General features: G+C 70.3%; 20 protein-coding genes and 1 pseudogene. 10 read left to right on the top strand and 11 right to left on the bottom strand.

The features are described from left to right. Nucleotide 1 precedes the first annotated feature (1 nt). The 7 genes from ACFQPD_RS05045 to ACFQPD_RS05015 are packed head-to-tail and all read right to left on the bottom strand — an operon-like array spanning nt 2 to nt 4,876. The gene (locus tag ACFQPD_RS05045; RefSeq protein WP_385899066.1) at nt 2-238 is read right to left on the bottom strand and encodes a thioredoxin family protein; all 237 of its coding nucleotides are present in this window, start codon (nt 236-238) and stop codon (nt 2-4) included. Nucleotides 239-267: 29 nt separating this feature from the next. Further along, nucleotides 268-1,317, bottom strand: a complete 1,050-nt coding sequence (locus tag ACFQPD_RS05040) for a permease (protein ID WP_385899063.1) — start codon at nt 1,315-1,317, stop codon at nt 268-270. Next, the gene (locus tag ACFQPD_RS05035; protein ID WP_385899060.1) at nt 1,314-1,619 is read right to left on the bottom strand and encodes an ArsR/SmtB family transcription factor; all 306 of its coding nucleotides are present in this window, start codon (nt 1,617-1,619) and stop codon (nt 1,314-1,316) included. The genes ACFQPD_RS05040 and ACFQPD_RS05035 overlap by 4 nt, the downstream gene beginning before the upstream one ends. 22 nt (nt 1,620-1,641) lie before the next feature. Beyond that, on the bottom strand, nt 1,642-2,433 hold the full coding sequence (locus ACFQPD_RS05030) for a sulfite exporter TauE/SafE family protein (protein WP_385899058.1): 792 nt from the start codon (nt 2,431-2,433) through the stop codon (nt 1,642-1,644). Next, nucleotides 2,430-2,777 carry a rhodanese-like domain-containing protein gene (locus ACFQPD_RS05025; RefSeq protein ID WP_197971702.1) on the bottom strand — a complete coding sequence of 116 codons (348 nt, stop codon included), beginning with the start codon at nt 2,775-2,777 and terminating at the stop codon, nt 2,430-2,432. The genes ACFQPD_RS05030 and ACFQPD_RS05025 overlap by 4 nt, the downstream gene beginning before the upstream one ends. Continuing rightward, complete coding sequence (locus tag ACFQPD_RS05020) at nt 2,774-4,147, bottom strand: MBL fold metallo-hydrolase (RefSeq protein WP_068751571.1); 1,374 nt, start codon at nt 4,145-4,147, stop codon at nt 2,774-2,776. The genes ACFQPD_RS05025 and ACFQPD_RS05020 overlap by 4 nt, the downstream gene beginning before the upstream one ends. A gap of 57 nt (nt 4,148-4,204) precedes the next feature. Beyond that, nucleotides 4,205-4,876 (bottom strand): fructose-6-phosphate aldolase, encoded by a 672-nt coding sequence (locus ACFQPD_RS05015; protein ID WP_068751570.1) that lies wholly within the window; start codon nt 4,874-4,876, stop codon nt 4,205-4,207. 187 nt (nt 4,877-5,063) lie between these two features. Here ACFQPD_RS05015 and ACFQPD_RS05010 point away from each other — a divergent pair, with 187 nt between their 5' ends. After that, on the top strand, nt 5,064-6,125 hold the full coding sequence (locus ACFQPD_RS05010) for a hypothetical protein (RefSeq protein WP_385899054.1): 1,062 nt from the start codon (nt 5,064-5,066) through the stop codon (nt 6,123-6,125). A 75-nt stretch (nt 6,126-6,200) separates the two neighbouring features. After that, complete coding sequence (locus tag ACFQPD_RS05005) at nt 6,201-8,084, top strand: hypothetical protein (RefSeq protein WP_385899051.1); 1,884 nt, start codon at nt 6,201-6,203, stop codon at nt 8,082-8,084. A gap of 237 nt (nt 8,085-8,321) precedes the next feature. Here the strand turns inward: ACFQPD_RS05005 and ACFQPD_RS05000 are convergent, their stop codons facing one another. Continuing rightward, nucleotides 8,322-9,554, bottom strand: coding sequence for a serpin family protein (locus ACFQPD_RS05000; protein WP_385899049.1), 1,233 nt, complete (start codon nt 9,552-9,554; stop codon nt 8,322-8,324). 171 nt (nt 9,555-9,725) lie between these two features. Here ACFQPD_RS05000 and ACFQPD_RS04995 point away from each other — a divergent pair, with 171 nt between their 5' ends. From ACFQPD_RS04995 to ACFQPD_RS04970, 6 genes are read left to right on the top strand one after another with little or no spacing between them, the layout of a single operon-like run. Further along, the gene (locus ACFQPD_RS04995; protein ID WP_385899046.1) at nt 9,726-10,478 is read left to right on the top strand and encodes a DeoR/GlpR family DNA-binding transcription regulator; all 753 of its coding nucleotides are present in this window, start codon (nt 9,726-9,728) and stop codon (nt 10,476-10,478) included. 30 nt (nt 10,479-10,508) lie between these two features. After that, a complete protein-coding gene (locus tag ACFQPD_RS04990; protein ID WP_385899044.1) occupies nt 10,509-11,882 on the top strand; it encodes a dihydrolipoamide acetyltransferase family protein in 1,374 nt (457 codons plus the stop codon). A 17-nt stretch (nt 11,883-11,899) separates the two neighbouring features. Continuing rightward, nucleotides 11,900-13,309 carry a dihydrolipoyl dehydrogenase gene (gene lpdA, locus ACFQPD_RS04985; RefSeq protein WP_385899041.1) on the top strand — a complete coding sequence of 470 codons (1,410 nt, stop codon included), beginning with the start codon at nt 11,900-11,902 and terminating at the stop codon, nt 13,307-13,309. Between the two features lie 30 nt (nt 13,310-13,339). Further along, nucleotides 13,340-15,799: a thiamine pyrophosphate-dependent enzyme gene (locus tag ACFQPD_RS04980; protein WP_385899038.1), complete on the top strand. Its 2,460-nt coding sequence runs from the start codon at nt 13,340-13,342 to the stop codon at nt 15,797-15,799. 1 nt (nt 15,800) lies between these two features. After that, nucleotides 15,801-17,147 (top strand): PHP domain-containing protein, encoded by a 1,347-nt coding sequence (locus tag ACFQPD_RS04975; protein ID WP_385899037.1) that lies wholly within the window; start codon nt 15,801-15,803, stop codon nt 17,145-17,147. After that, nucleotides 17,144-18,421, top strand: coding sequence for an SDR family NAD(P)-dependent oxidoreductase (locus ACFQPD_RS04970; protein WP_385899034.1), 1,278 nt, complete (start codon nt 17,144-17,146; stop codon nt 18,419-18,421). The genes ACFQPD_RS04975 and ACFQPD_RS04970 overlap by 4 nt, the downstream gene beginning before the upstream one ends. A gap of 204 nt (nt 18,422-18,625) precedes the next feature. On the opposite strand, the pseudogene ACFQPD_RS04965 reads toward ACFQPD_RS04970, so the two are convergent. Both ACFQPD_RS04965 and ACFQPD_RS04960 read right to left on the bottom strand, forming a co-directional pair. Then, a pseudogene (locus tag ACFQPD_RS04965) lies at nt 18,626-18,850 on the bottom strand (prolyl oligopeptidase family serine peptidase); the annotation flags it as partial. A gap of 118 nt (nt 18,851-18,968) precedes the next feature. Further along, on the bottom strand, nt 18,969-19,379 hold the full coding sequence (locus tag ACFQPD_RS04960) for a hypothetical protein (RefSeq protein ID WP_353081706.1): 411 nt from the start codon (nt 19,377-19,379) through the stop codon (nt 18,969-18,971). Nucleotides 19,380-19,628: 249 nt separating this feature from the next. Between ACFQPD_RS04960 and ACFQPD_RS04955 the strand changes: the two genes are divergently transcribed. Beyond that, the gene (locus ACFQPD_RS04955; protein WP_385899031.1) at nt 19,629-19,829 is read left to right on the top strand and encodes a hypothetical protein; all 201 of its coding nucleotides are present in this window, start codon (nt 19,629-19,631) and stop codon (nt 19,827-19,829) included. A gap of 216 nt (nt 19,830-20,045) precedes the next feature. Then, nucleotides 20,046-20,456, top strand: a complete 411-nt coding sequence (locus ACFQPD_RS04950; protein WP_385899028.1) for a CBS domain-containing protein — start codon at nt 20,046-20,048, stop codon at nt 20,454-20,456. Nucleotides 20,457-20,693: 237 nt separating this feature from the next. Here the strand turns inward: ACFQPD_RS04950 and ACFQPD_RS04945 are convergent, their stop codons facing one another. After that, on the bottom strand, nt 20,694-21,068 hold the full coding sequence (locus ACFQPD_RS04945; RefSeq protein ID WP_385899025.1) for a UDP-galactopyranose mutase: 375 nt from the start codon (nt 21,066-21,068) through the stop codon (nt 20,694-20,696). Nucleotides 21,069-21,073 lie beyond the last annotated feature (5 nt).

Genomic DNA, 21,073 nt, shown 5'->3' with positions numbered 1-21,073 from the left:
CCTAGCGGGACTGGATCAGCTCCACGATCTGGCCAGGGGTGGGGACCCGGCCGTAGGAGACGACGTCGCCGTCGATCACGAGACCGGGCGTGGACATGACGCCGTGTGCCATGATGTCGGCGTACTCGGTGACCTTCTCGACGTCGGCGTCGAGGTCGAGGCGGCTCAGCGCCTCGCGCACGTTCTTCTCCAGGGTCTGGCAGTTCTTGCAGCCGGGGCCGAGGACCTTGATCAGCATGTTTCCTTCTCTCACTTTCCCTGGACCGGTCAGGTGGCCAGGTTGAACAGGACTCCGATGACCACGATGGCCACCGCGACGCTGCCGAAGAACAGCGCCAAGAGCTTGGGCTTGAGGACCTGCTTGAGCAGGATGAACTCGGGCAGCGAGAGCGCGACGGTGGCCATCATGAACGACATGACGGTGCCCAGCGCCATCCCCTTGCTCCACAGCGCCTCGGCGATGGGGATGACACCGGCGGCGTTCGCGTACAGCGGCACGCCGGCGAGCGTGGCGAGCACCACGGCGAAGGGGTTGTCGGGCCCGGCGTAGGTGGCGAAGAACTCGGTGGGGACCCACCCGTGGATGAACGCCCCCACGCCGACGCCGATGAGGATCCACTTCCACACCCGGCCGACGATCTCGCGCGTCTCCTCGAGGGCCGCCTCGACCCGTTCGTGCAGGGTGGGACGCCGCCCGTCGGCCTGGAGGACGGCCACGGGGGTCTTGAAGACGAAGTCGGCGACGAGGTGGTCCAGGCTCAGGCGGCTGAAGATGAAGCCGATGACGATGGCGGCCGTGAGGCCCGCGGCGACGTAGGCGACGGTGTTGGCGGCGCCGAACGTGTCGGCCAGCAGCACGACTGCCACCTCGTTGACCAGGGGCGATGCGATGAGGAAGGTGAGGGTCACCGCCAAGGGGATGCCGGCGCCCACGAAACCGATGAACAGCGGGATGGAACTGCACGAACAGAACGGCGTGATGGCCCCGAAAAGCGCTGCGAGCAGCAGCGAGACCACCAAGGGCTTGCCGTCGAGGAACTGCCGGACGCGCTCCGGCCGCAGCGTCGTGCGGAGCATGCCGATCAGGAAGATCATCCCGGTCAGGAGTAGGAAGATCTTGGAGGTGTCGTAGAGGAAGAAGTGGACCGCGCCCGGGACGCGCTCGTCGAGATCGAGACCGAGCACCGAGACGAACAGGGCGTCCCACAGCACCTCGTTGAGGGCGTAGAGCGCCGCCCACCCGACAGAGGCACCCAGGAGGGCCGCGACGAGCGTGCGGGTGGAGCGGGGAACCGCGAGCGACCTCAGCACGGTCACCACCGGCCCAGCTCGCCGGGGAGCGCGGCCTTGACCCGCGCCTGCGCGTCGTCGGTCAGCGTGTAGTCGATCCACCGGCCGCGACGCGTCCCCACCACCAGGCCGGCGTCCCGGAGGACCTTGAGGTGGTAGCTCAGCAGGTTGGGGGCGATGTCGATCTCGCCCTGCAGGTCACAGACGCAGCGCCGGCAGGTGGACAGGCGGGTGAGGACCCGCCACCGGATCGGGTCGGCCACGGCTTGGAGGACTGCGAGCGCCTCCGCCGCGTCGAGCGTCGTATCAACCGCGCTTGAATCAAGCATGGTTGAAGCGTAGGACGGGGGGTCAGCCTGTCAGCGACTGGGTCAGGATAAGCACCGCCGTCACGGCCAGCAGGGCGGCGAAGCCGAGCCCCAGCGTGCGTGCGGGGAGCCGGCGCCCGAGGCGGCCGCCGAGGATGGCGCCGGCGGCGGCCACCACGCTGAACCAGCCGATCAGGGCCCAATCCACGTCGACGGCGACCGTGAGTCGCGTCGCGAGCGCGACGAGTGAGTTGAGCACGATGACCAACAGCGACGTCGCGACGGCCTGCTGCATCGAGAATCCCAGCACCATCACGAGTGCCGGAACGATCGCGAAGCCGCCGCCGACGCCGAAGAACCCCGTGAGCATCCCAACTCCCGTGGCGGTGGCGGTGACGACGGCGACCTGCCGCCAGTTCACGCGGCGCGGGTCACCGCCGATCATCGGCGGTACGTCCCGCGGCGGGGTCGGCGAGGGGCGCAGGAACTTCTTGGTCATCAGTCCGGCGACGATCAGCAGCAGCACGGCGAACAGCGCCATGAGGAGCTGGCCGGGGACCTGCATCGACAGCAGCGACCCGGCGACCGCTCCGGCCGAGCCCAGCGCGGCGAACGCCACGCCCTCTCCCAGCCGGACCAGCCGGGCCCGCCAGTGCCCGATGAGCCCGGCCGTCGCCGTCGCGCTCACGACGATCAACGAGCCGACCATGGCCGCCGCGGGGGGTTGCTGCGCCAGGTAGACCAGCACGGGCACCGTGATGATGGCGCCGCCGCCGCCCAGGGCGCCCATGACGAGCCCCACCAGAGCGGCGAGCGGCACCAACCACCAGCTCATCGGCGAGTGGTCCCCGCGAGGTGTGGTCGCCCGGACACCGGGTATCCCGCCGCGATCCATCCCAGGGTGCCGCCACTCACGGACGTGGCCTCGATCCCGGAGGCGGCGAGCGTCCGGACACCGGTCATCGAGCGGCGCCCCGAGCGGCACACCACGTAGACCGGCCGGTCGCGCGGCACCTCGCCGACCCGGGCCGCGAGCTCCCCGAGCGGGATGAGGACCGCCGACGGCACGTGGCCCTCGGCGTACTCGTCGGGCTCGCGGACGTCGAGGATGTACTCGTCACGCTTCCAGGCGGAGTACAGGTCCCCGACGCTGCACTCCGCCACGTCAGACGTCGTCACTTCCCGCTCACGAGCGGGAGGCCGCTCTTCTCGGCGTTCTCGAACTTGTCGTCGACCGCCACGACGGTGCGCCCGGCCGCGGCGAGGATCGAGGTGGCGATCGAGGAGCGGTAACCGCTGAGGCAGTGCACCCACAGCTCACCCTGGGGCGCCTCGTCGATGCGCGTGATCAGGTCGTGCAGCGGGATGTTGACGGCGCCGTCGATGTGGGCCTCGGCGTACTCGGGGGCCCGGCGGACGTCGAGGATCTGCACCTCGCGGTGGTGGCGGACCTGGCTGAGGTCTCCGAAGTCGGCGCGCTGCAGCGTGGCAGGGGAGTCGGTCCACTCGGCCGGACCGCCGGTGGCGCTCGCCGCGATGTGGTCGATGCCGATTCGGACGAGTTCGCGCTGGGCCTCGGCGACCTGCTCGCGGGACTCCCCGAGCAGCGTCAACGGGGTTCCCCACGGGATCATCCAGCCGATGTAGGTGGCGATCTGTCCGTCGATGCCGAAGTTGAAACTGCCGGGCACGTGGCCGGCCGCGTAGGCCACCCGGTTGCGCAGGTCGACCACCCACTCACCCTGCTCGAGGCGGGCGCGGATCTCGTCCTTGTCGGCGCGCGTCGGTTCGGTGAGGTCCGGCTCGCCCGGGCCGGCGGAGTTGGACGGGGCCATGTGCGCGTAGTACGCCGGATACACGTCGAGGCCGGCCAGGATCTCCTCGATCCACTCGGCCTCGTCCTTCGTCAGCACCGGGTTGACGCGCTTCTCGCGCCCGATGGTCGACTCGTCGCCCTCCGTCTGGGTGGCGGAGCAGAAGCTCCCGAAGCCGTGCGTCGGCATGATCTCCGTGCCGTCGGGCAGTTCGCTGGCGAGCCGGTGGGCCGAGTTGTACTGGTGCTTGACCAGCTCGTGCGTGTGCTCGGCGCCGAGGAGGTCTGGGCGGCCGGTGGCGCCGAAGAGGAGCGAACCGCCGCTGAAGACGGCCTGGCCCCGCGCGTCGTCGTCGTCCGCGGTGGGGTCGAACAGCGCGTATGACAGGTGCGTGTAGGTATGGCCCGGCGTGGCGATGGCCCGGACCGACATGGTGGGGCTGATCTCCACGACCTGGTTGTCGACGATGGGCGTGCGCTCGAAGGACACCTCGTCCTGGGCGTTGACGTAGTAGTCCGCGCCGGTGGCGTGGGCCAGCGCGTACCCACCGGTCACGTAGTCGTTGTGGATGTGGGTCTCGAAAACCGCCTTCAGCGTGACGCCGGCCTCGTCGAGGATGGCGGTGACGCGGTCGATGTCGCGCTGAGGATCGACGACGAACGCGACGGCGCCGTCGTGGACGACGTAGCTGCGGTCGCCGAGCGTGGGGGTCTCGATGGTGATGATGGTCGCCATGTGCACTCCTTCTGTTGCGAAGAAGTATATACCCCTGGGGGTATCCAAAGGGAAGCCTCAGGGGAGCGTCGTCGTCCCGTGGACGTCCTTCCAGTCGGAGATGAACGCGTCGACGGCATCCTCGATCATGGGCGCCGACAGGGCCTGGCGCAGCAGCTTGGGAGACAGGGTCACCGCGTGCGCGCCCGATTCCAGCGCGTGCGACACCTGCGCGATGTTCTTGAAGCTCGCGGCCATGATCTTGCTGGGCGCCTCGAAGCGGTCGATGAAGCTGGCCAGGGCGCTGAGCGTCCCCCGGGTGTCGATGTCGAGGCTCTGCATGCGGTTGTAGTAGGGGGCGAGATAGTCGACGCCGGTCGCGATGGCGAGGAAGCCCTGGGTCTTGGAGTAGATGGCGGTGGCGGTGACCTTCACGCCCTCGCTCTTGAGCACGCGCATCGCCTGGATACCCGCCTCCGTCGTCGGGACCTTGGGGTAGACGTTGGCGTCGATCATGTCGAGCAGGCGGTGTGCCTCGTCGATCATGCCCTGCGCGTCCTTCGCCAGCACCTGCACGTGCAGCGTCCGGTTGGGGCCGATGATCGACCGGATGCGCTTGAGGTGGGCGTAGAAGTCGATGGGGCCCTCCTTCTTGAGGATCGACGGGTTCGTGGTGACGCCCGTGACGGGGTAGATGGGCGTGAGTCGCTCGATGTCGTCGAGGTTGGCGGTGTCGAACAGGATGTCCATGGGGGCCTTTCTTCGGGCATGGGGGGTGGGCTCAGGGCAATTCCACCACCGGCGGGTCGCGGAGCGGCGGTTTCGCGGGCGATCCGGGCAGATGCCCACCGTGCCCCTTCCGGGCGTCGCGATCGAGGGGGACAATGGGTTCAGCCCCGCTGTGTCCTGCCGCGGGCGGCTCAGAGACGAGGTCGAGATGACGGACGACGGCGCAGCGGACGGGACGGGCGCGGCCGCTGATGCGGAGGGCCGCAGGCCGCGCCGGTGGGTGACGGGCGCCGTCGTCGGGGGCCTGGTGCTGGCGGCCGTCGCGATCCCGCTGGGGTACCAGGCGCTGCGCGGCCCGGACGGTGCGGTGCCGGGGGATACTCCCAGCCCCATCCCCTCGGGCTCAAGCTCGCTTGAGCCGTCCGCTCCCTCGCCCACGCCCACGGAAGCATCCGCCACGCCTACGGTCGCGCCGGTGGAGAACCCGTGCGCGGGGATCGCGGAGGAGACGCGCGAGGCCGGGCTCCAGCTCACCCCGTTCGACGGCGATCTCCCCGACGGAGCGCTGCGCGCGTGGCTGTGCGGGGACCCGAGCGAGGGCTTCCCGGCCACGGGCGGACCACTCGAACCGCTGACGGAGGGGCTGGACGAGGTGACGGCCGCGTTCAATGCCCTCGAGCCCCTGCCCGGGGACGTCGCGTGCACCGCGGAGTACCGGATGACCTACGTCGTGGTGCTCGACTACCCGGACGGTGCGCAGCGCCTGCGCGGGGAGCTGCACGGCTGCAAGGTGGTGAGCGACGGGGAACGCCAGTTCTCGGGCGGCGAAGGGTTCCTGCAGACCCTGGTCGGGCTGTGGGAGGGCCAGCGATCCGGGGAGGTGGCACCGTCGGAGCCCCCGGAGGTGTGTCCACCGCTGACCACCCTGGTTCCGACCACGCCAGACGCGATCCTGGTCGGCCACGTCTGCTCCCGCGATTACAGCGATGTCCGCGTCATCGACGAGGTTCCGGAGGACCTGCTGGCACGGATGGTGGAGTCGCTGCGCACGGACGTGGGCGGGGACGTGCCCGGCATGGGGATCGACAACCGCGGCGCCTTCGTGCTCGTCGACGGATGGGGCTCGACGATGTCGCTGGTGCCGCTGCACGACGGCAACTTCGCGGTGGACCCCAGCCCCCTCGACGAGTTCGCCTACTGGAAGCCCCCCGCGGACCTGGCCGAGGATCTGCACGCGTTCCTCGGCCCGGAGCCCTCGCCCACGGGCTGATCCCAGCCCGCTCCGGCTCAACACCACCCCACCCCCACGGGACGAGCCGGGGCCTGTTTCGGCCATACTGCCCTGGTGCACCGCCTCTCCTCCCGCGACCTCCGCCTCAGCCGGACCCATCTGTCCTGGCTCAGGACCGCCTGGACCTTCATCACCCTCGCCATCGGCATCGGAGTCCTTGAGCCACTGGGGGCCCACGCGTTCGCCCGCCCGCCGCTGTGGTCGGGGGGATACATCGCGATCGGCCTGGGGCTGACCGTGGTCGTCTCCGGTGTGCTGGTGTGGCTCGCGCCGCGCGTGGCGCTTGCGACCGCGGTCGCCTGCGCCGTCGTCGGCGTCGCCTGGTCAGGCCAGCAGGCGTTGTGGTGGGCCGCCGGGCTGACAGCGGCCGTGATGCTCGGGTTCGTTCTCGTGCGGGATTCGCGCTCCCGGCCGCGCGGGGACGTGGTGGTCCCCGCCACCGGTGTGCCGTTCGAAGGGTCCTGGGCCGCAACCCCGACGCTGCGTCGATGGCTCGGCGTCGGCGGGGTGGCGGCGGTCGTGGTGGCAGGCGTCGTCGGTTTGGTGATCCATCAGTCGGAGGTGCGGGACGCGGCCCGGTTCGAGGCCGGGGCGTCGCTGGTGAGCGTCCCCGTCTCCGCGATCGAGGAGGACGAGGACGGCTATCAGTACCTGACGGTGGTCCTCGACGGCGTGGACCGGGAGATCGAGAGCCCCTGGTACGACGACGTGGTGGTGGGTGATCAGGTGGAGGTGCTCACCGACGGGTCGCGCGCGGTGCTGGTTGGCGCCGGCCAGGACAATCCGGCGTGGCTCCTCGGCCTGGTGGCCGCGGTGCCCATGGCCGCGGCGGCGGTGTGGGGACGCTACGTCGCGCCGCATCGGCGGCGGGCCAGGCTGGTGGCGCAGGGCGCGCCCGGTGTGACGGTGCGGGTGGTGTGCAACGGCGAGATCGCGCTGGTGCTCCCCACCGACGCGGACTGGCCGGCCCTTGAGCTCACTAACCTCGACGGCCTGGCGGACCGGGACAGGGTGGCCGAGGCCGTCGACGCCGCCGACGCATGGGAGCCGGAGGACGACGACGAGGAGTTGGCCGACATGCCCATGCCGGCCACGGCCATGGACGTGGCGCACTGGGCCGACGACATCCACCATGAGGTCGTTGCCGAGGAGATGGCGAGCCTCACCGGCGAGGAGAAGGAGATGGCTGAGGCCGTCGTCGGCCCCGACACCAACGGCGCGGAGCCGTTCATCCTGGTCGGGAGCTGGGCCTACGGCTCCTCGGTGGCGTTGGCCAGGGCGACGGGGCAGGTCTGGCTGGCCGAGGTGGAGGAGCCCCAGCCTTTCAGGGGTCGGCGGCGGTTCCTCCGGGCCATCAGACCCGGGCAGCCGGGCTGGGACGTTGACGAGGCGGCGCCCACCACGGTTCAGGAGAGTCTGGCGTTGTGGGCACTGCATCACGGGCGGTGGACGCGGTGGGTGGCGGCGTTGGCCGTGGCGGGCGTGGGCGCGCTGGCGGTGCCCTTCATGATCACGGAGGCGTGGGGCGACTGGTTCAACAACATCCGCCTGCTCCTCGCCGTCCTCGTGGTGGTGACCGGCCCGTTCTGGGCGACGTCGTGGTCGTGGGGCGAGTTCGGCCGGTTCCGGCAGGGCTTCGGCTGGTACGGGCTCCTGCTCGACGACGTGGTTGGCCCCGCGCGCGTCGACCTGATCGCGCCCGGCAGTCACGCCGTCGGTGTGCGGCTCCGTGACCCGGAGGACATGCTGAGCATCGACCCGGCCGTGGTGCGCCCGGGCGCCACCACCGAGGCCGCGGCGGCCGAGCTGCAGTCGTGGCTCGGCGCCGGCCCGCAGGGCGCCAGGGGTGGGCGCCGCCCCACCCCGGCACTCGTCGCGACGGTGCTGATGGTGGTGGCCTGGGCCGCGCAACTCCTGCCGCTCGCCCTCGGTTCGTAGCCCTCTGCGGGTCAGGACGTTGAGCCGGACACGGCTTTCAAGGGGGCTGTTTGAGCCGGACACGGCCCTCGATGAGGCTGGTTGAGCCGGACACGGCTTTCGACGCGCGAATCCCGCCTAGTGATCGTTCAAGTCACAGCGACTCCGAAGCCAGGCTCAAACGCACTCGCCGAGAGCCGTGTCCGGCTCAAACCGCGGCCGAGGCCGAGGCCGATCACCCAGCCGGCGACCGGGGTGCTACTCGGCTGGAGCGGCGGGGTCCTCGACGACGGCGAGGAAGATGGGCCACCGGGTACGTGTGTCCAGCACCCGCATGACATACGGCCGGTCGACGCGGATCTCCGCGTCGTAGGCCGGCGCCCCCGTCCCGACGGCGCCCTCCGTCAGCACCGCCCCCACGGTGCCCTTGGGGCTCACGGTCAGGGTCACCTGCTGCACGAGCTGGCCGAGCGTGCCGCCGTCGATGATGCCGCTGAGATCCGACAGGTCGATTCCCGCCTCCCGCACGGGCTCGAGCAGGTCCCACGTCTGTTTCTGGTCCGACTCGGGCATCACCACCGAGACCAGGATCTCCGCGGCCTCCGCGAGCCCGGCGGAGACGGCGACGAGATCGTCCGGGGCGAGCTCCGCGGGCGTGATGCCGGGGCCCGGGAGGATGACATCCATCGCGAGGGTGTCGTCGTAGGGGAGCCTGACCGCGGTCCAGCGCCCCGACTCCGCGAACCGGGCCGGGATGATCTCCGTCATGCCCGGCACCTCCTTGGGTTCTGAGCCGGCCGGGGTGAACGGCACCGGCCACTGGCTCGAGAAGGGGGTCCGCCAGCGAGCCGCGAACAGGACGGCGTCCTGGAGCACCAACTGCAGGTTCGGGGTGATCTCGATGGCGGACTTCTCGATCAGCCCCGCGGTGTGCTTGCGGGCCCAGGCGTCGAGGTTGGCCTTGGCGTCGTCCCTCGGCACGCGCTCCACGCCCGAGTCGTAGAAACGCGTGAGGCGGTCCAGGTACTGCTGCCGGACCACGGCGTCGTCGAGGATGACGACCTGCGACGCCTGATGCACGACGATGTCCTCGGGCGGGTCCTTCTTGTCCAGGCTGGACGGCAGCGAGTCGTAGCCCGCCAGTGACTGTCGCAGCGCCGCGACGGCCGCGGACCGCTCGTCCCCCGCCAGGCCGACGGTGCTGTCCAGTGATGCCGCGCTGGCTCCGGCGGCGCCCTCGCCGAGCATGACGAGGGCGGATATCAGAGAGCTCGGCCCCAGCACCCGGTTGCCGGTCTTGCCGGCCAGCAGGGTCCACGCCAACGATTCGGTGGCGGCGGCTGCGGTCGGTGCGGACACGGTGTCGAGCGGGAACTCCTCGGGGGGCTGCGTGCCCCGCAACTCGTCGGCCCGCGGCGGCGCGCACGACGCGACGGCAAGGGTGAGGGCGCTGAGACTAGCGGCGGTGAGGACCTGGCGACGACTGGGCATGATCGGCCTCCTGCGGCCAGGGTACGCGCTCATCCCGGCCCGCCGGGGCGTCAATGCGGCGATCCCGTGGGCAAATGCTCAGCTTTCCTGTTGGGGGGTATCGAAGCTGATCCGAAGGGTTTAGCGTGGTGACATCGAAACCACTTCGGAACCGACAGTGATGGGACGCCAATGACGGTCGAGCGCGCGGAACGCGAGCAGGAGATCATGTCGCGTCTCTCGGACGACGGGACCCTGACCGTCTCGTCGCTGGCGGCTCGCCTCGGCGTCTCGGAGGTCACCATCCGCGGCGACCTCCGCACACTGGAACAGCGAGGGCTCCTCGTGCGCACCCGCGGCGGCGCCCGTCCGACGACGCTGAAGTCGATCCTCCAGCGCGAGAAGGTCAACGTCGACGCCAAGCAGCGCATCGCGGCCGCGGCCGCGGCGCTGGTGCGTGACGACGACACCATCATGATCGAGGCGGGCACCACCACGGCGATGGTCGTCAAGCACCTGGCGGGCCGCTCAGGCGTCCAGATCGTCACCAACTCGGCCCTCGTGTTCAGCGCCGCCCGCAGCAACCCCGCCCTCGGAGTCATCCTCACCGGGGGCGTGTTCCGGGCGGAGTCCGAGTCGTTCGTCGGGCCGCTCGCCGAGCGCGCCATCACAGACTTCAACACCCGGCTCGCGTTCCTGGGCACCGACGGGTTCTCCCCCGAGCGCGGCCTCACCACCCGCTTCGTCGAGGGCGGACAGGTGGCCTCCGGCATGGCCCGCCGGGCCGAGGAGACCTGGCTGCTCGCCGACTCCTCGAAGTTCGGCCAGGCCGGCTTCGTCACGTTCCTCCGCCTCCCGGACATCGCCGGGATCATCACCGACCGCGGCCTCCCCGAGGGCGCCGCCGATGCACTCCGCGAGCGCACCACGGTGCTCGTCGTCTGACAACGAAGACCCAACCCAGAAGGACAGCCAATGGCAACCGTCGTAGTCATGCCGCAGCTCGGCAACAGTGTCGAGTCGTGCCTGATCGTGTCGTGGCAGGTGAAGGTGGGCGACGAGATCGCCGAGAACGCCATCGTCTGCGAGGTCGAGACCGACAAAGCCTCCATGGAGGTGCCCTCCACCGCTGCCGGCACCGTGCTGGCGCTGCTGTGGGACGAGGGCGACGACGTCCCCGTCAAGGAGCCGCTCCTCGTCGTCGGCGCGGCCGGGGAGGACCCGAAGCCCGCCCTCGACGCCGTCGGCTGGGCCGGCAAGGACGGTGAGGGCGACGCAGCCCCCGCGCCTCAGCCCACGGAGGCGTCGGCCACCCCCGAGGTCGCCGCGCAACCCGCCGAGCGTGCCGCCGCCACCGGCGCAGCCAGCCCCCGCGCCCGCAACCTCGCCGCGGCGAACTCGCTCGACCTCGGCGCCGTCGAGGAGGGCTCCGGCCCCGGCGGCCGCGTCATCGAGCGCGACGTCAAGGAGGCGCTGACTTCAGCCACGCCCGCTGCCGCACGGGCCGGTGCGCACGGCGCCGCCGCGCAGGGCACCGGCCTCGGCGGTCGCGTCACCACGACCGACCTCACCGCCGGCCCGGCTCCGGAGGCCGTCGCCCCGACGATGCCCGCCGCGCGCCCGGCCACCGCCGTCGACGCCGACTTCCCCGGCCCCTCGGAGGCCACGCAGGTGAAGGGCGTCCGCAAGGTCATCTCCGAGCGGATGATGAACTCGCTGGCGACGTCCGCGCAGCTCACCTACACCACCACCGCGAACGCGCAGGGGCTGCTGGACCTGCGCAAGAAGCTCAAGAGCTCGGACCCTGCGCTCGGCATGACCGGCGTCACCATCGGCGACCTCGTCGGCTACGCCGCGGTCCGCGCCGCCGCCCAGAACCCCTCGCACAACGCGCACTTGGCCGACGGCGTGCTCACCACCTTCGAGCGGGTCCACCTGGGCTTCGCATGCGACACCCCCCGCGGCCTGCTGGTCCCGACGGTGCGCAACGCGTCGCTGATGAGCCTGCGGGAGTTCTCCGCGGTCAGCAAGCAGCTGGCGAACGAGGCCATCCAGGGCTCGATCAACCCGGACCTGCTGTCGGGTGCGACGTTCACGGTGTCGAACCTTGGCGGCTTCGGCATCGAGTCGTTCACCCCGCTGCTCAACGTGCCCCAGACCGCCATCCTCGGCGTCGACGCCATCTTCCCGCGCGTCAAGGTCAACGCCGACGGCTCCGTCGGTGCCGAGCAGCGCATCGGGCTGTCGCTCACCGCGGACCACCGCGTCATCGACGGTGCGGACGCCGCCCGCTTCCTGCAGGACCTCGTGCGCTTCATCGAGGCCATCGACATCACCGTTCTCGGCTGAGAGGAACCGACACATCCATGAGTGACTACGACGTCATCGTCCTCGGCGGCGGCCCCGGCGGCTACATCGCCGCGGAGCGACTCGGCCACGCGGGCAGGAAGGTCCTCCTCGTCGAGGCCGACGCCCTGGGCGGCACCTGCCTCAACGTGGGCTGCATCCCCACGAAGGCCCTGCTGAACGCGGCCAAGACCTACGAACACGCCAAGCACGGCAGCAACCTCGGCATCCACACCTCCGACATCTCGGTGGACTGGACCGAACTGCAGAAGTGGAAGGCCCAGACCGTCACGACCCTCGTCAAGGGCGTGGGCTTCGCGGAGAAGAAGGCCGGCGTTACCGTCGTGAAGGGGTACGGCACGTTCGACGGGCCCGGACGGGTCACCGTCCGTGTCGACGCGGACGGCGCCTCCGGCTCCGGTCCGGCTCAACGAGCGGAGAGTTACACCGGCGACCACGTCATCCTCGCCACCGGCTCCGTCCCCGTCATGCCCCCCATCCCCGGGGCGAAGGACAATCCGCACGTGGTGGACTCCACCGGCATGCTCGCCGTCGACGCGATCCCGCCGCGCCTGGCCGTGATCGGCGGCGGCGTGATCGGGCTGGAGTTCGCGAGCCTGTTCGCCACGCTCGGGTCTGAGGTCACCGTCGTGGAGATGCTGCCCGAGATCGTCCCGTTCATGGACGCCGAACTCGCACCCATGCTGCGCAAGGCGCTCGGCAACGTGACCTTCAAGCTGTCGTGCACCGTCACCGCCATCGACGGTGGCAGCGTGAAGTACACCACCGCAGACGGCTCCGCCGAGGCGGTGGAGGCCGACGTCGTGCTCATGGCGGTCGGCCGCCGCCCCGCCGTGCAGGGCTGGGGTGCCGAGAGCAGCGGCCTCGAGGTCTCGGGCAAGGGTGTCGCGGTCGATGACCGCATGCGCACCAACCTCCCGAACGTCTGGGCCATCGGAGACGTCACCGGCCGCTCCCTGCTGGCCCACGCCGCGTACCGCATGGGTGAGGTGGCCGCCGCCAACATCCTGGACCCCGAGGCGCACCGCCGCGGCGAGGTCATGCGCTGGGGCACCATCCCATGGGCCGTCTACTCCATCCCGGAGGCGGCGGGCATCGGACTCACCGAGGCGCAGGCCAGGGCGAAGGGCGGCAACGTCCAGACCGTCACGGTGCCCGGCGCGATGTCGGGCCGCTTCGTCGCCGAGAACGGCGTCAAGGCCCCCGGGGCCGCGAAGCTCGTCTACGACGCCGACACCCTGCAGGTCGTCGGCCTGCACGTCGTCGGCAGTTACGCCTCCGAGATGGTCTGGGGCGCCTCCGTCGTCCTGGAGACCGAACTCACCATCACCGACCTGCGCCAGGTCGTCTTCCCCCATCCCACCGTCAGCGAACTCATCCGAGAGGCGGCTTGGGCTGCGAAGGCCTGAGCGAGACACGAACAACAGGAGTCACATTCCATGCCACGCAACCTCATCGTCGACCCGAGCAACGTCCGTTCGGCGTCCTCCATCACCGCCCCGGAGATCCCGGTCAACCAGTACCGGCCGGACTTCGCCGCCGAGCTCGAGCGCTACGGCAAGCAGGGTCTCATCGACATCCTCCACGACATGATTGCGGTGCGTCAGTTCGAGACCATGCTCAACTCGATCAAGACCACCGGAGCCTGGAACGGCGTCGAGTACAACCACCGCGGCCCCGCGCACCTGTCCATCGGGCAGGAGTCGGCCGTCGTCGGCCAGGCCTCGCAGCTCGACCCGACCGACTTCGTCTTCGGCTCGCACCGCAGCCACGGCGAGATCCTCGCCAAGTGCTACTCCGCGGCGCGCAAGCTCGATCCCGCCGAGCTGGAGAAGATCATGCGCGAGTTCCTCGACGGCGAGACCCTCGGGTTCGCCGAGAAGGTCGAGCACGACGGTCTCCTCGACCTGGCCGAGAACTTCATCCTCTACGGCACCGTCGCGGAGACCTTTGCCCGGAAGGCCGGCTTCAACCGGGGCCTGGGCGGCTCGATGCACGCCTTCTTCGCGCCGTTCGGCTCCATGCCGAACAACGCCATCGTCGGCGGCTCGGCCGACATCGCCACCGGCTCCGCCCTGTTCAAGCGGGTCAACCAGCAGCCCGGCATCGTCATCGCCAACATCGGCGACGCCTCCATGGGCTGCGGCCCGGTGTGGGAGGCCATGATGTTCTCGGCCATGGACCAGTACCGCACCCTGTGGACACACGGCGTGGAGGGCAACCCGCCGATCTGGTTCAACTTCTTCAACAACTTCTACGGCATGGGCGGCCAGACCTCCGGCGAGACCATGGGCTACGACATCCTCGCCCGCGTCGGCGCCGGGGTGAACCCGGAGGCCATGCACGCCGAACGCGTCGACGGCCTCAACCCGCTGGCCGTCGCCGACGCCGTCGCCCGCAAGCGCGAGATCCTCGAGTCCGGCCGCGGCCCGGTCCTCACCGACACCATCACCTACCGGTTCTCCGGCCACTCGCCGTCGGACGCGTCGAGCTACCGCACGCGCGACGAGGTCGAGCTGTGGGAGAGCCACGACGGCCTCAAGAACTACGCCGCGTACCTCGTCGAGAACAAGGTGCTCAGCCAGGGCGAGGTCGACGACATCCAGGCGACGTTCGACGAGCGCCTCACCAAGATCATCGCCATCGCGACCAAGGACGAGGAGTCCAGCCCCCGCGTCGGGATGGACTTCATCGAGACCGTCATGTACTCCAACGGCAACGTCGAGGCCATGGCCGACGGCGAGCCGCAGCTGCTCGAACCGCTGGCCGAGAACGCCCGCGTGAAGTCGCTGAAGAACAAGGTGCGCAAGGCCACCGACGAGAACGGCAAGCCCGTCTCCAAGGCCAAGGCGTACTCCTACCGCGACGCCATCTTCGAGGCCGTGGCCCACCGCTTCGCCACCGACCCGACCATGGCCGGCTGGGGCGAGGAGAACCGCGACTGGGGCGGCGCCTTCGCCGTCTACCGCGGGCTCACCGAGCTGCTGCCGTACCACCGGCTGTTCAACTCGCCGATCTCCGAGGCCGCGATCATCGGCGCCGGTGTCGGCTACGCCCTCTCCGGCGGCCGCGCGATTGTCGAACTCATGTACTGCGACTTCCTCGGCCGCGCCGGGGACGAGATCTTCAACCAGGCCGCGAAGTGGCAGTCCATGTCCGCGGGCCTGCTGACGATGCCGCTGGTCATGCGCGTGTCCGTCGGCTCCAAGTACGGCGCGCAGCACTCGCAGGACTGGTCGGCGCTCGTGGCGCACATGCCCGGGCTCAAGGTGTACTACCCGGCCACCCCGTACGACGCCAAGGGCATGATGAACCTGGCGCTGCGTGGGACCGATCCGGTGATGTTCTTCGAGTCCCAGCTCCTCTACGACGTGGCCGAGCAGTTCGAGGCCGACGGCGTGCCCGAGGGCTACTACGAGGTGCCGGAGGGCGAACCGGTCGTGCGCCGCGAGGGCACCGACATCACGATCGCGGTCATCGGCCCGACGCTCTACCGCGTCATGGAGACCGCGGACCTGCTGCAGGAGAAGTACGGCATCTCGACCGAGGTCATCGACCTGCGCTTCATCGCGCCGCTCAACCTGGACCCGATCGTCGAGTCGGTCAAGAAGACCGGCCGCCTCGTGCTCACCTCCGACGCCGTCGACCGCGGGTCCTTCCTGCACAACGTGGCCTCGCAGATCCAGACGCTGGCGTTCGACCACCTGGACGCGCCGGTCACGGTCGTGGGATCGCGCAACGCGATCACCCCGGCGGCCGAGCTCGAGAAGGAGTTCTTCCCGCAGCCCGAATGGCTCGTCGACGCCATCCACGAGCGGATCCTGCCGCTGGCCGGACACGTCCCCACCACCAACCAGACCGTCGCCGAGCTGGCGCGCCGGTCGCGTCAGGGGGTGTGACGTGTCGCGCGATGCGATCAACGACCCCCTCGCCACGCCCGGCGAGCGGCTCGACGCGCTGAAGGGGTATCTGGAGGGGGCGCCCGAGTTCCCGGAGTTCGTGACCGAGTCGAACAACCACGTGCACACCATCTACTCGTTCAGCCCGTACGCGCCGGCGATGGCGGCGCTGCGGGCCCGCGAGGCGGGGCTGCAGGTCGTCGGATCGGTGGACCACGACTCCGCCGGCGCGGCCGCCGAGATGGCGGAGGCCGCCGGGCTCCTCGGGATGGGCGCGGTCACCGGCTTCGAGTGCCGCGTCTACATGTACAGCGAGGAGGAGGTGGCATCGGGCCGCGCGCCGCTGCATGACCGCAAGCTCAACAACCCCGACACGGCCGGCATCGCCTACATGACAGTGCAGGGCATCCCGGCGCGCTCGCGCGATGCGGTGGCCGAGTACCTGGTGCCGGTGCGCGAGGCCCGCCTCAGGCGGACCGGGGCCATGGTGGAGCGGGCCAACGAGATCCTCGGCCGTCTCGGCGCGCCGCTGATCGACCTCGAGGAGGACATCGTCGAGCGGTCGCAGTTCCTCCGGGGCGGCACCGTGACCGAACGGCACCTGCTGGCGGCCATGGCGTCGAAGCTCATCGAGCGCTTCGGGGTGGGCCGGTCGCTCGTCGACGGCCTGGCCGAGCTCGGGCTCTCCCTCGGCGGCAAGGTCCGCGACCAGCTCGCGGACCCCGACAACCCGCACCTGGTGTTCGACCTGCTGGGCGTCATGAAGGCCGAGTTCCTCGGGCAGATCTACATCGTCCCGGACCGGACCGAGTGCCCGACGATGGCCGAGGTCGCCGCCTTCGCGACGTCCGTCGACGCCATCCCGGCCTATGCGTACCTCGGCGACGTCACCGCGTCGCCCACGGGGGACAAGAAGGCCGAGAAGTTCGAAGACGACTTCCTCGATCTCCTGGTGGAGGAGCTGCGTCGCATCGGGATCCCGGCGATCACGTACATGCCGCCGCGCAACACCCCTGAGCAGATGGCACGGGTCGCGGCGCTGGCGACGGAGCACGGGCTGTTGGAGGTGTCGGGCGTGGACATCAACACGCCGCGGCAGGTCTTCAACTGCCCCGAGCTGCAGCGGCCGGAGCTGGCCCACCTCAACGACGCCACCTGGGCGATGGTGGCCCACGAGCGGCTGGCCGAGGTCGACGGCGGCCTCGGGCTGTTCTCGGGCGACTCCCCGCTGGCGTCGCTGCCGCTCGCCGAGCGGGTCGCGCGCTACGCCGGACTCGGCCGTGGACTGGTGCAGGGTGGACTGACGGTCGCTGCGGCGGCCGACGACCTGAGGACGGTGACGGCATGAGCCTGGTCGAGATCGCGCCGGTCGTGCGCGGCGCCTACCTGGCCCGGTACGGGGTCCCGGTCCTGGTGACCCCGCTGGCTGAGGCGCCGACGGAGTCGGCCTCGAAGCTGGACCCGCTGGCTGAGGTGCCGACGCAGTCTGCCTCGACGCTGGACCCGCTGGCTGAGGTGCCGACGGAGTCGGCCTCGAAGCTGGACCCGCTGGCTGAGGTGCCGACGGAGTCGGCCTCGACGCTGGACCCGCTGGCTGAGGTGCCGACGGAGTCGGCCTCGAAGCCTAAGAAGGTCTCCTCGATCGCAGACCTGCCCCAGGCCCTGGCCGACGTCGACCTCCCCCTCCCGGGGACCGTCGCGGTCGAAGTGGACGGACAGACGTACGAGTTCTCCGCCCGCACCCTCGGCGACCTCACCCCGCTCCCCGGTGCGCGCACCGCCGAGGCCCGCAGCGCGGCGTCGCGGTCCGCCGTCGTCGCGGGCAAGGTCGCCGTCGTCACCGGCGGTGCCCAGGGCTTCGGCGCGGAGATCGTCCACGGGCTGATCGACTCCGGCGCGTTCGTCTACATCGCCGACCTCAACGGCGACGGCGCCGCGGCCCTGGCCGCGGAGCTGGGCGACCGCGCCGCCGCGATCACGGTCAACGTCGCCGATGAGGCCTCTGTCGCCGCCATGGCCGAGCAGATCGCGGCGACCACCGGCGGCCTCGACCTCGTCATCTCCAACGCCGGCATCGTCCGGGCCGGGGGAGTGCTGGAGCAGGAGCTGTCCGCGTTCGCGTTGACCACGGACATCAACTACACGGCGTTCTTCCTCGTGACGAAGCACCTGGGCCGGCTGCTGGCCGCCCAGCACACCGCGGCGCCGGGCTGGATGAGCGACATCATCCAGATCAACTCGAAGTCGGGGCTGGTGGGCTCGAACAAGAACGGCGCCTATGCCGGGTCGAAGTTCGGCGGCATCGGGCTGGTGCAGAGCTTTGCGCTGGAACTCGTCGAGCACGGGGTGAAGGTCAACGCCATCTGCCCGGGCAACTTCTACGACGGCCCCCTGTGGTCGGATCCGGACAAGGGGCTGTTCGTGCAGTACCTGCGCTCCGGGAAGGTGCCGGGCGCCACGACCGTCGACGAGGTGCGCGAGTTCTATGAGGCCAAGGTGCCGCTGCGCCGCGGCACCACGGGAGCTGACGTCATGCGAGCGGTGTACTACATCGTCGAGCAGGCGTACGAGACCGGCCAGGCCCTCCCGGTGACCGGCGGCCAGGTCATGCTCAGCAGCTGATCCGAGGGGCAGAGCCCGTGACGTGCTCGACCGGCGGATCTGGTAGCGACTACGCCACCAGATCCGCCGGTCGACCGTCTCCGGCGCGACCGCCAGCGGGTCAGCGGCGTCGTCGATCAGCGCCGCCGCCCGGCCGGTGTTGGGCTCCCACGGGAGGACGGTGTCGTCCTTCGAGTGCACGAGCCACGTGGGAGTCGAGCTGACGCTCTGCAGCTCGGCGTCGGTGAAGAAGTTGGGCGTCGCGCCGGGGCAGATGGGGGCGATCGAGGCGAACTTCGTCGGGTACTCGACCGCCATCTTGAGCGACATGTACCCACCGTTGCTGCAACCCAGGACGTGCACGCGCTGCGGGTCGATCTTGTGGTTCGAGGCGAGGAGCTCGTCCACGAGCGCGGCGATCCGCGGCGCGAACCCGTCGCCGTCGTTCATCCACATGCTGGGGGACTGCGGGGCGACGACGTAGGCCCGCCGAATCGGTCGTCGCCAGGGGCGCGGTCCCGACCGGCGGATCTGGTCGCGACTACGCCACCAGATCCGCCGCTCCACCTCATCCCGCGCAACGCCGACAGCTTCTCAGCACGCCATCCCAGCCGCGTGGGCGCAACGCATCCGCCAGCTGTGCGGCAACACCGCAGGGGTCGCCGGTGACCGCGTGCCACCCGTACCGCAGCGTGACGGCGCCCTCCAGAATCAGCCGGGCGTTGTCGCGCTCCATGTCCTTGGACCACTCGACATGGTCGCGGATCCCGTCGAGTTCCACGACGAGTCGCGCCCAGCCGTACAGGCAGTCGGCCCGCCCCACGACGGAGCGAACCTGCCTCGTCGGGTGGGGCAGCCTGTGCGGAACGAGGACCTGCCGATGGAATCTCCATTCCAGCGCGCTCTCGATGCCGCTTCCGGCCTGGCGGCACAGGTCCCGGATCACGGTCGAGTGCCGGGTAGCGCGCCGGGTGTCCATGGCGGTGACAAGTCTGTCCGGCGTCGTCCTGCCCTGGGCCAGCGCTCGCGCGACGGCGGCGACGGTCCCATCCTCAGAGTTGACTCGGGCGAGGTCCAGCAGCGATGTCTCGACGGAAGTCCGGGAAGGGCTCCCTCGCCCGCTTCGGACACCTCGCCGGTAGTGCACCACCCACGGGCCCAGGTCGAGAGGGTCCCGCCGGGCAGGGGTCCAGACGGCGATGTGAGATGGAGCATCACGAACAGCGTCATGGAGATAGGCAGCAGCGTCCTCGCCCAGGACCGCCCCGTCCCCGCCACGCAGAACACCTGCCCAGGCGGCGCTCAGCCAGCACGGTTCGGTGAGGAAGTGCAGCCCTTCCGCCGGCGAGACCCACTGCCGGGCCATCCGGCCGATCACCGCACGCGTGAGTCCGCCGTCGAGGAGCTGCCGCGTGGTGAGGAGGCCTGACTGCCGTTCCGCCAGAGCTCCCAGCGCGCGGGGGAGAGGTTGCCGCGGATGCATGGAGGCAGCCTGCCGTGCGGCGCCACTCCCGACCAGGCTCGGACGGCGGTCGGACAACACCGACGTCCGAACGGACAACACGGTGTTTGGCAGGGCCCGACAGCGGGTACCGGACAAGGTAGGCCAGTCACCAGGGCTGACCGTGACCCGCAAGGAGGAGCCATGAAGACAGCACGCGATCTCATGACCTCGCCGGCCGAATGCCTGGCACCCACCGCGACCCTCGCCGAAGCCGCTCGACAGCTCAGCCAGCACGACGTCGGCTCCATGCCCGTGACCGACGGAGACCTGCTGGTCGGCGTCGTGACCGACCGCGACATCGTCGTCAAGGGCATCGCCGTCGGCCTCGACCCCGCGTCCGCCACCGTCGCCGAGATCGCCACCCCCGACGTGGTGACCGTCGGCGTCGACCATGACGCGAAGGACGTCGCACGGATCCTCGCCGAGAACCAGATCCGGCGCATCCCCGTCGTCGAGGAGGGCAGGGTCGTCGGGATCATCGCCCAGGCCGACATCGCCCGCACGCTTGGCGACCGCCTCACCGGCGACATCGTCGAGGACATCTCGCGCTGACCGGCGCACCATTCGTTCGGCGGAACGCCCCCCGGTTTGCCCGGGGGCGTACCGTGGAACCTGTCCTATTTCCTAGACCACTCCGGGAGGCAATTTATGGGCATCGATGACAGTTATCAGACCGTAGGTAAGGCCAAGGAAGGCCTACGCGGGGTGTGCATCGTCTGAGACGAGCGCTGCACCGCAGCCTTTCTTCTGAGCGGGACGGGGTCGCCTGATGGCGGCCCCGTCTCTGTGTCATCGCTCGAACCAGGTGCGAACGATGCTGAATCTGTTGAGTGCCGAGCCGATGGCCATGTGCATGTCCAGGTACTGGTAGGTGCCGAGCCGACCGCCGAACAGCACCTGCGGCTCCTCGGCCGCTGCCTCGCGGTAGCGCTCGAGCCTGGCCCTGTCCTCCGGCGTCGCAACGGGGTAGTACGGCTCGTCCGGGCCCTCCGCGAACCGCGAAGACTCCCGCACGACGACGGTGCCGTCGCGGTGGGTGCGCTCAGGATGGAAGTGCTTGAACTCCAGCCTCCTGGTGTAGGGGACGTCCTCGTCGCACTCGTTGATCACGGCCGTGCCCTGGTGGTCCGCCACGTCGAGGACCGGCCGATGGTTGCGCTGCACAACCG

This window comes from Tessaracoccus sp. O5.2 (assembly GCF_964266725.1).
Taxonomy (GTDB): domain Bacteria; phylum Actinomycetota; class Actinomycetes; order Propionibacteriales; family Propionibacteriaceae; genus Arachnia; species Arachnia lapidicapta.
The sequence above is the reverse complement of the archived record's forward strand: the minus strand, read 5'-3'. Positions and strand labels throughout refer to the sequence as shown.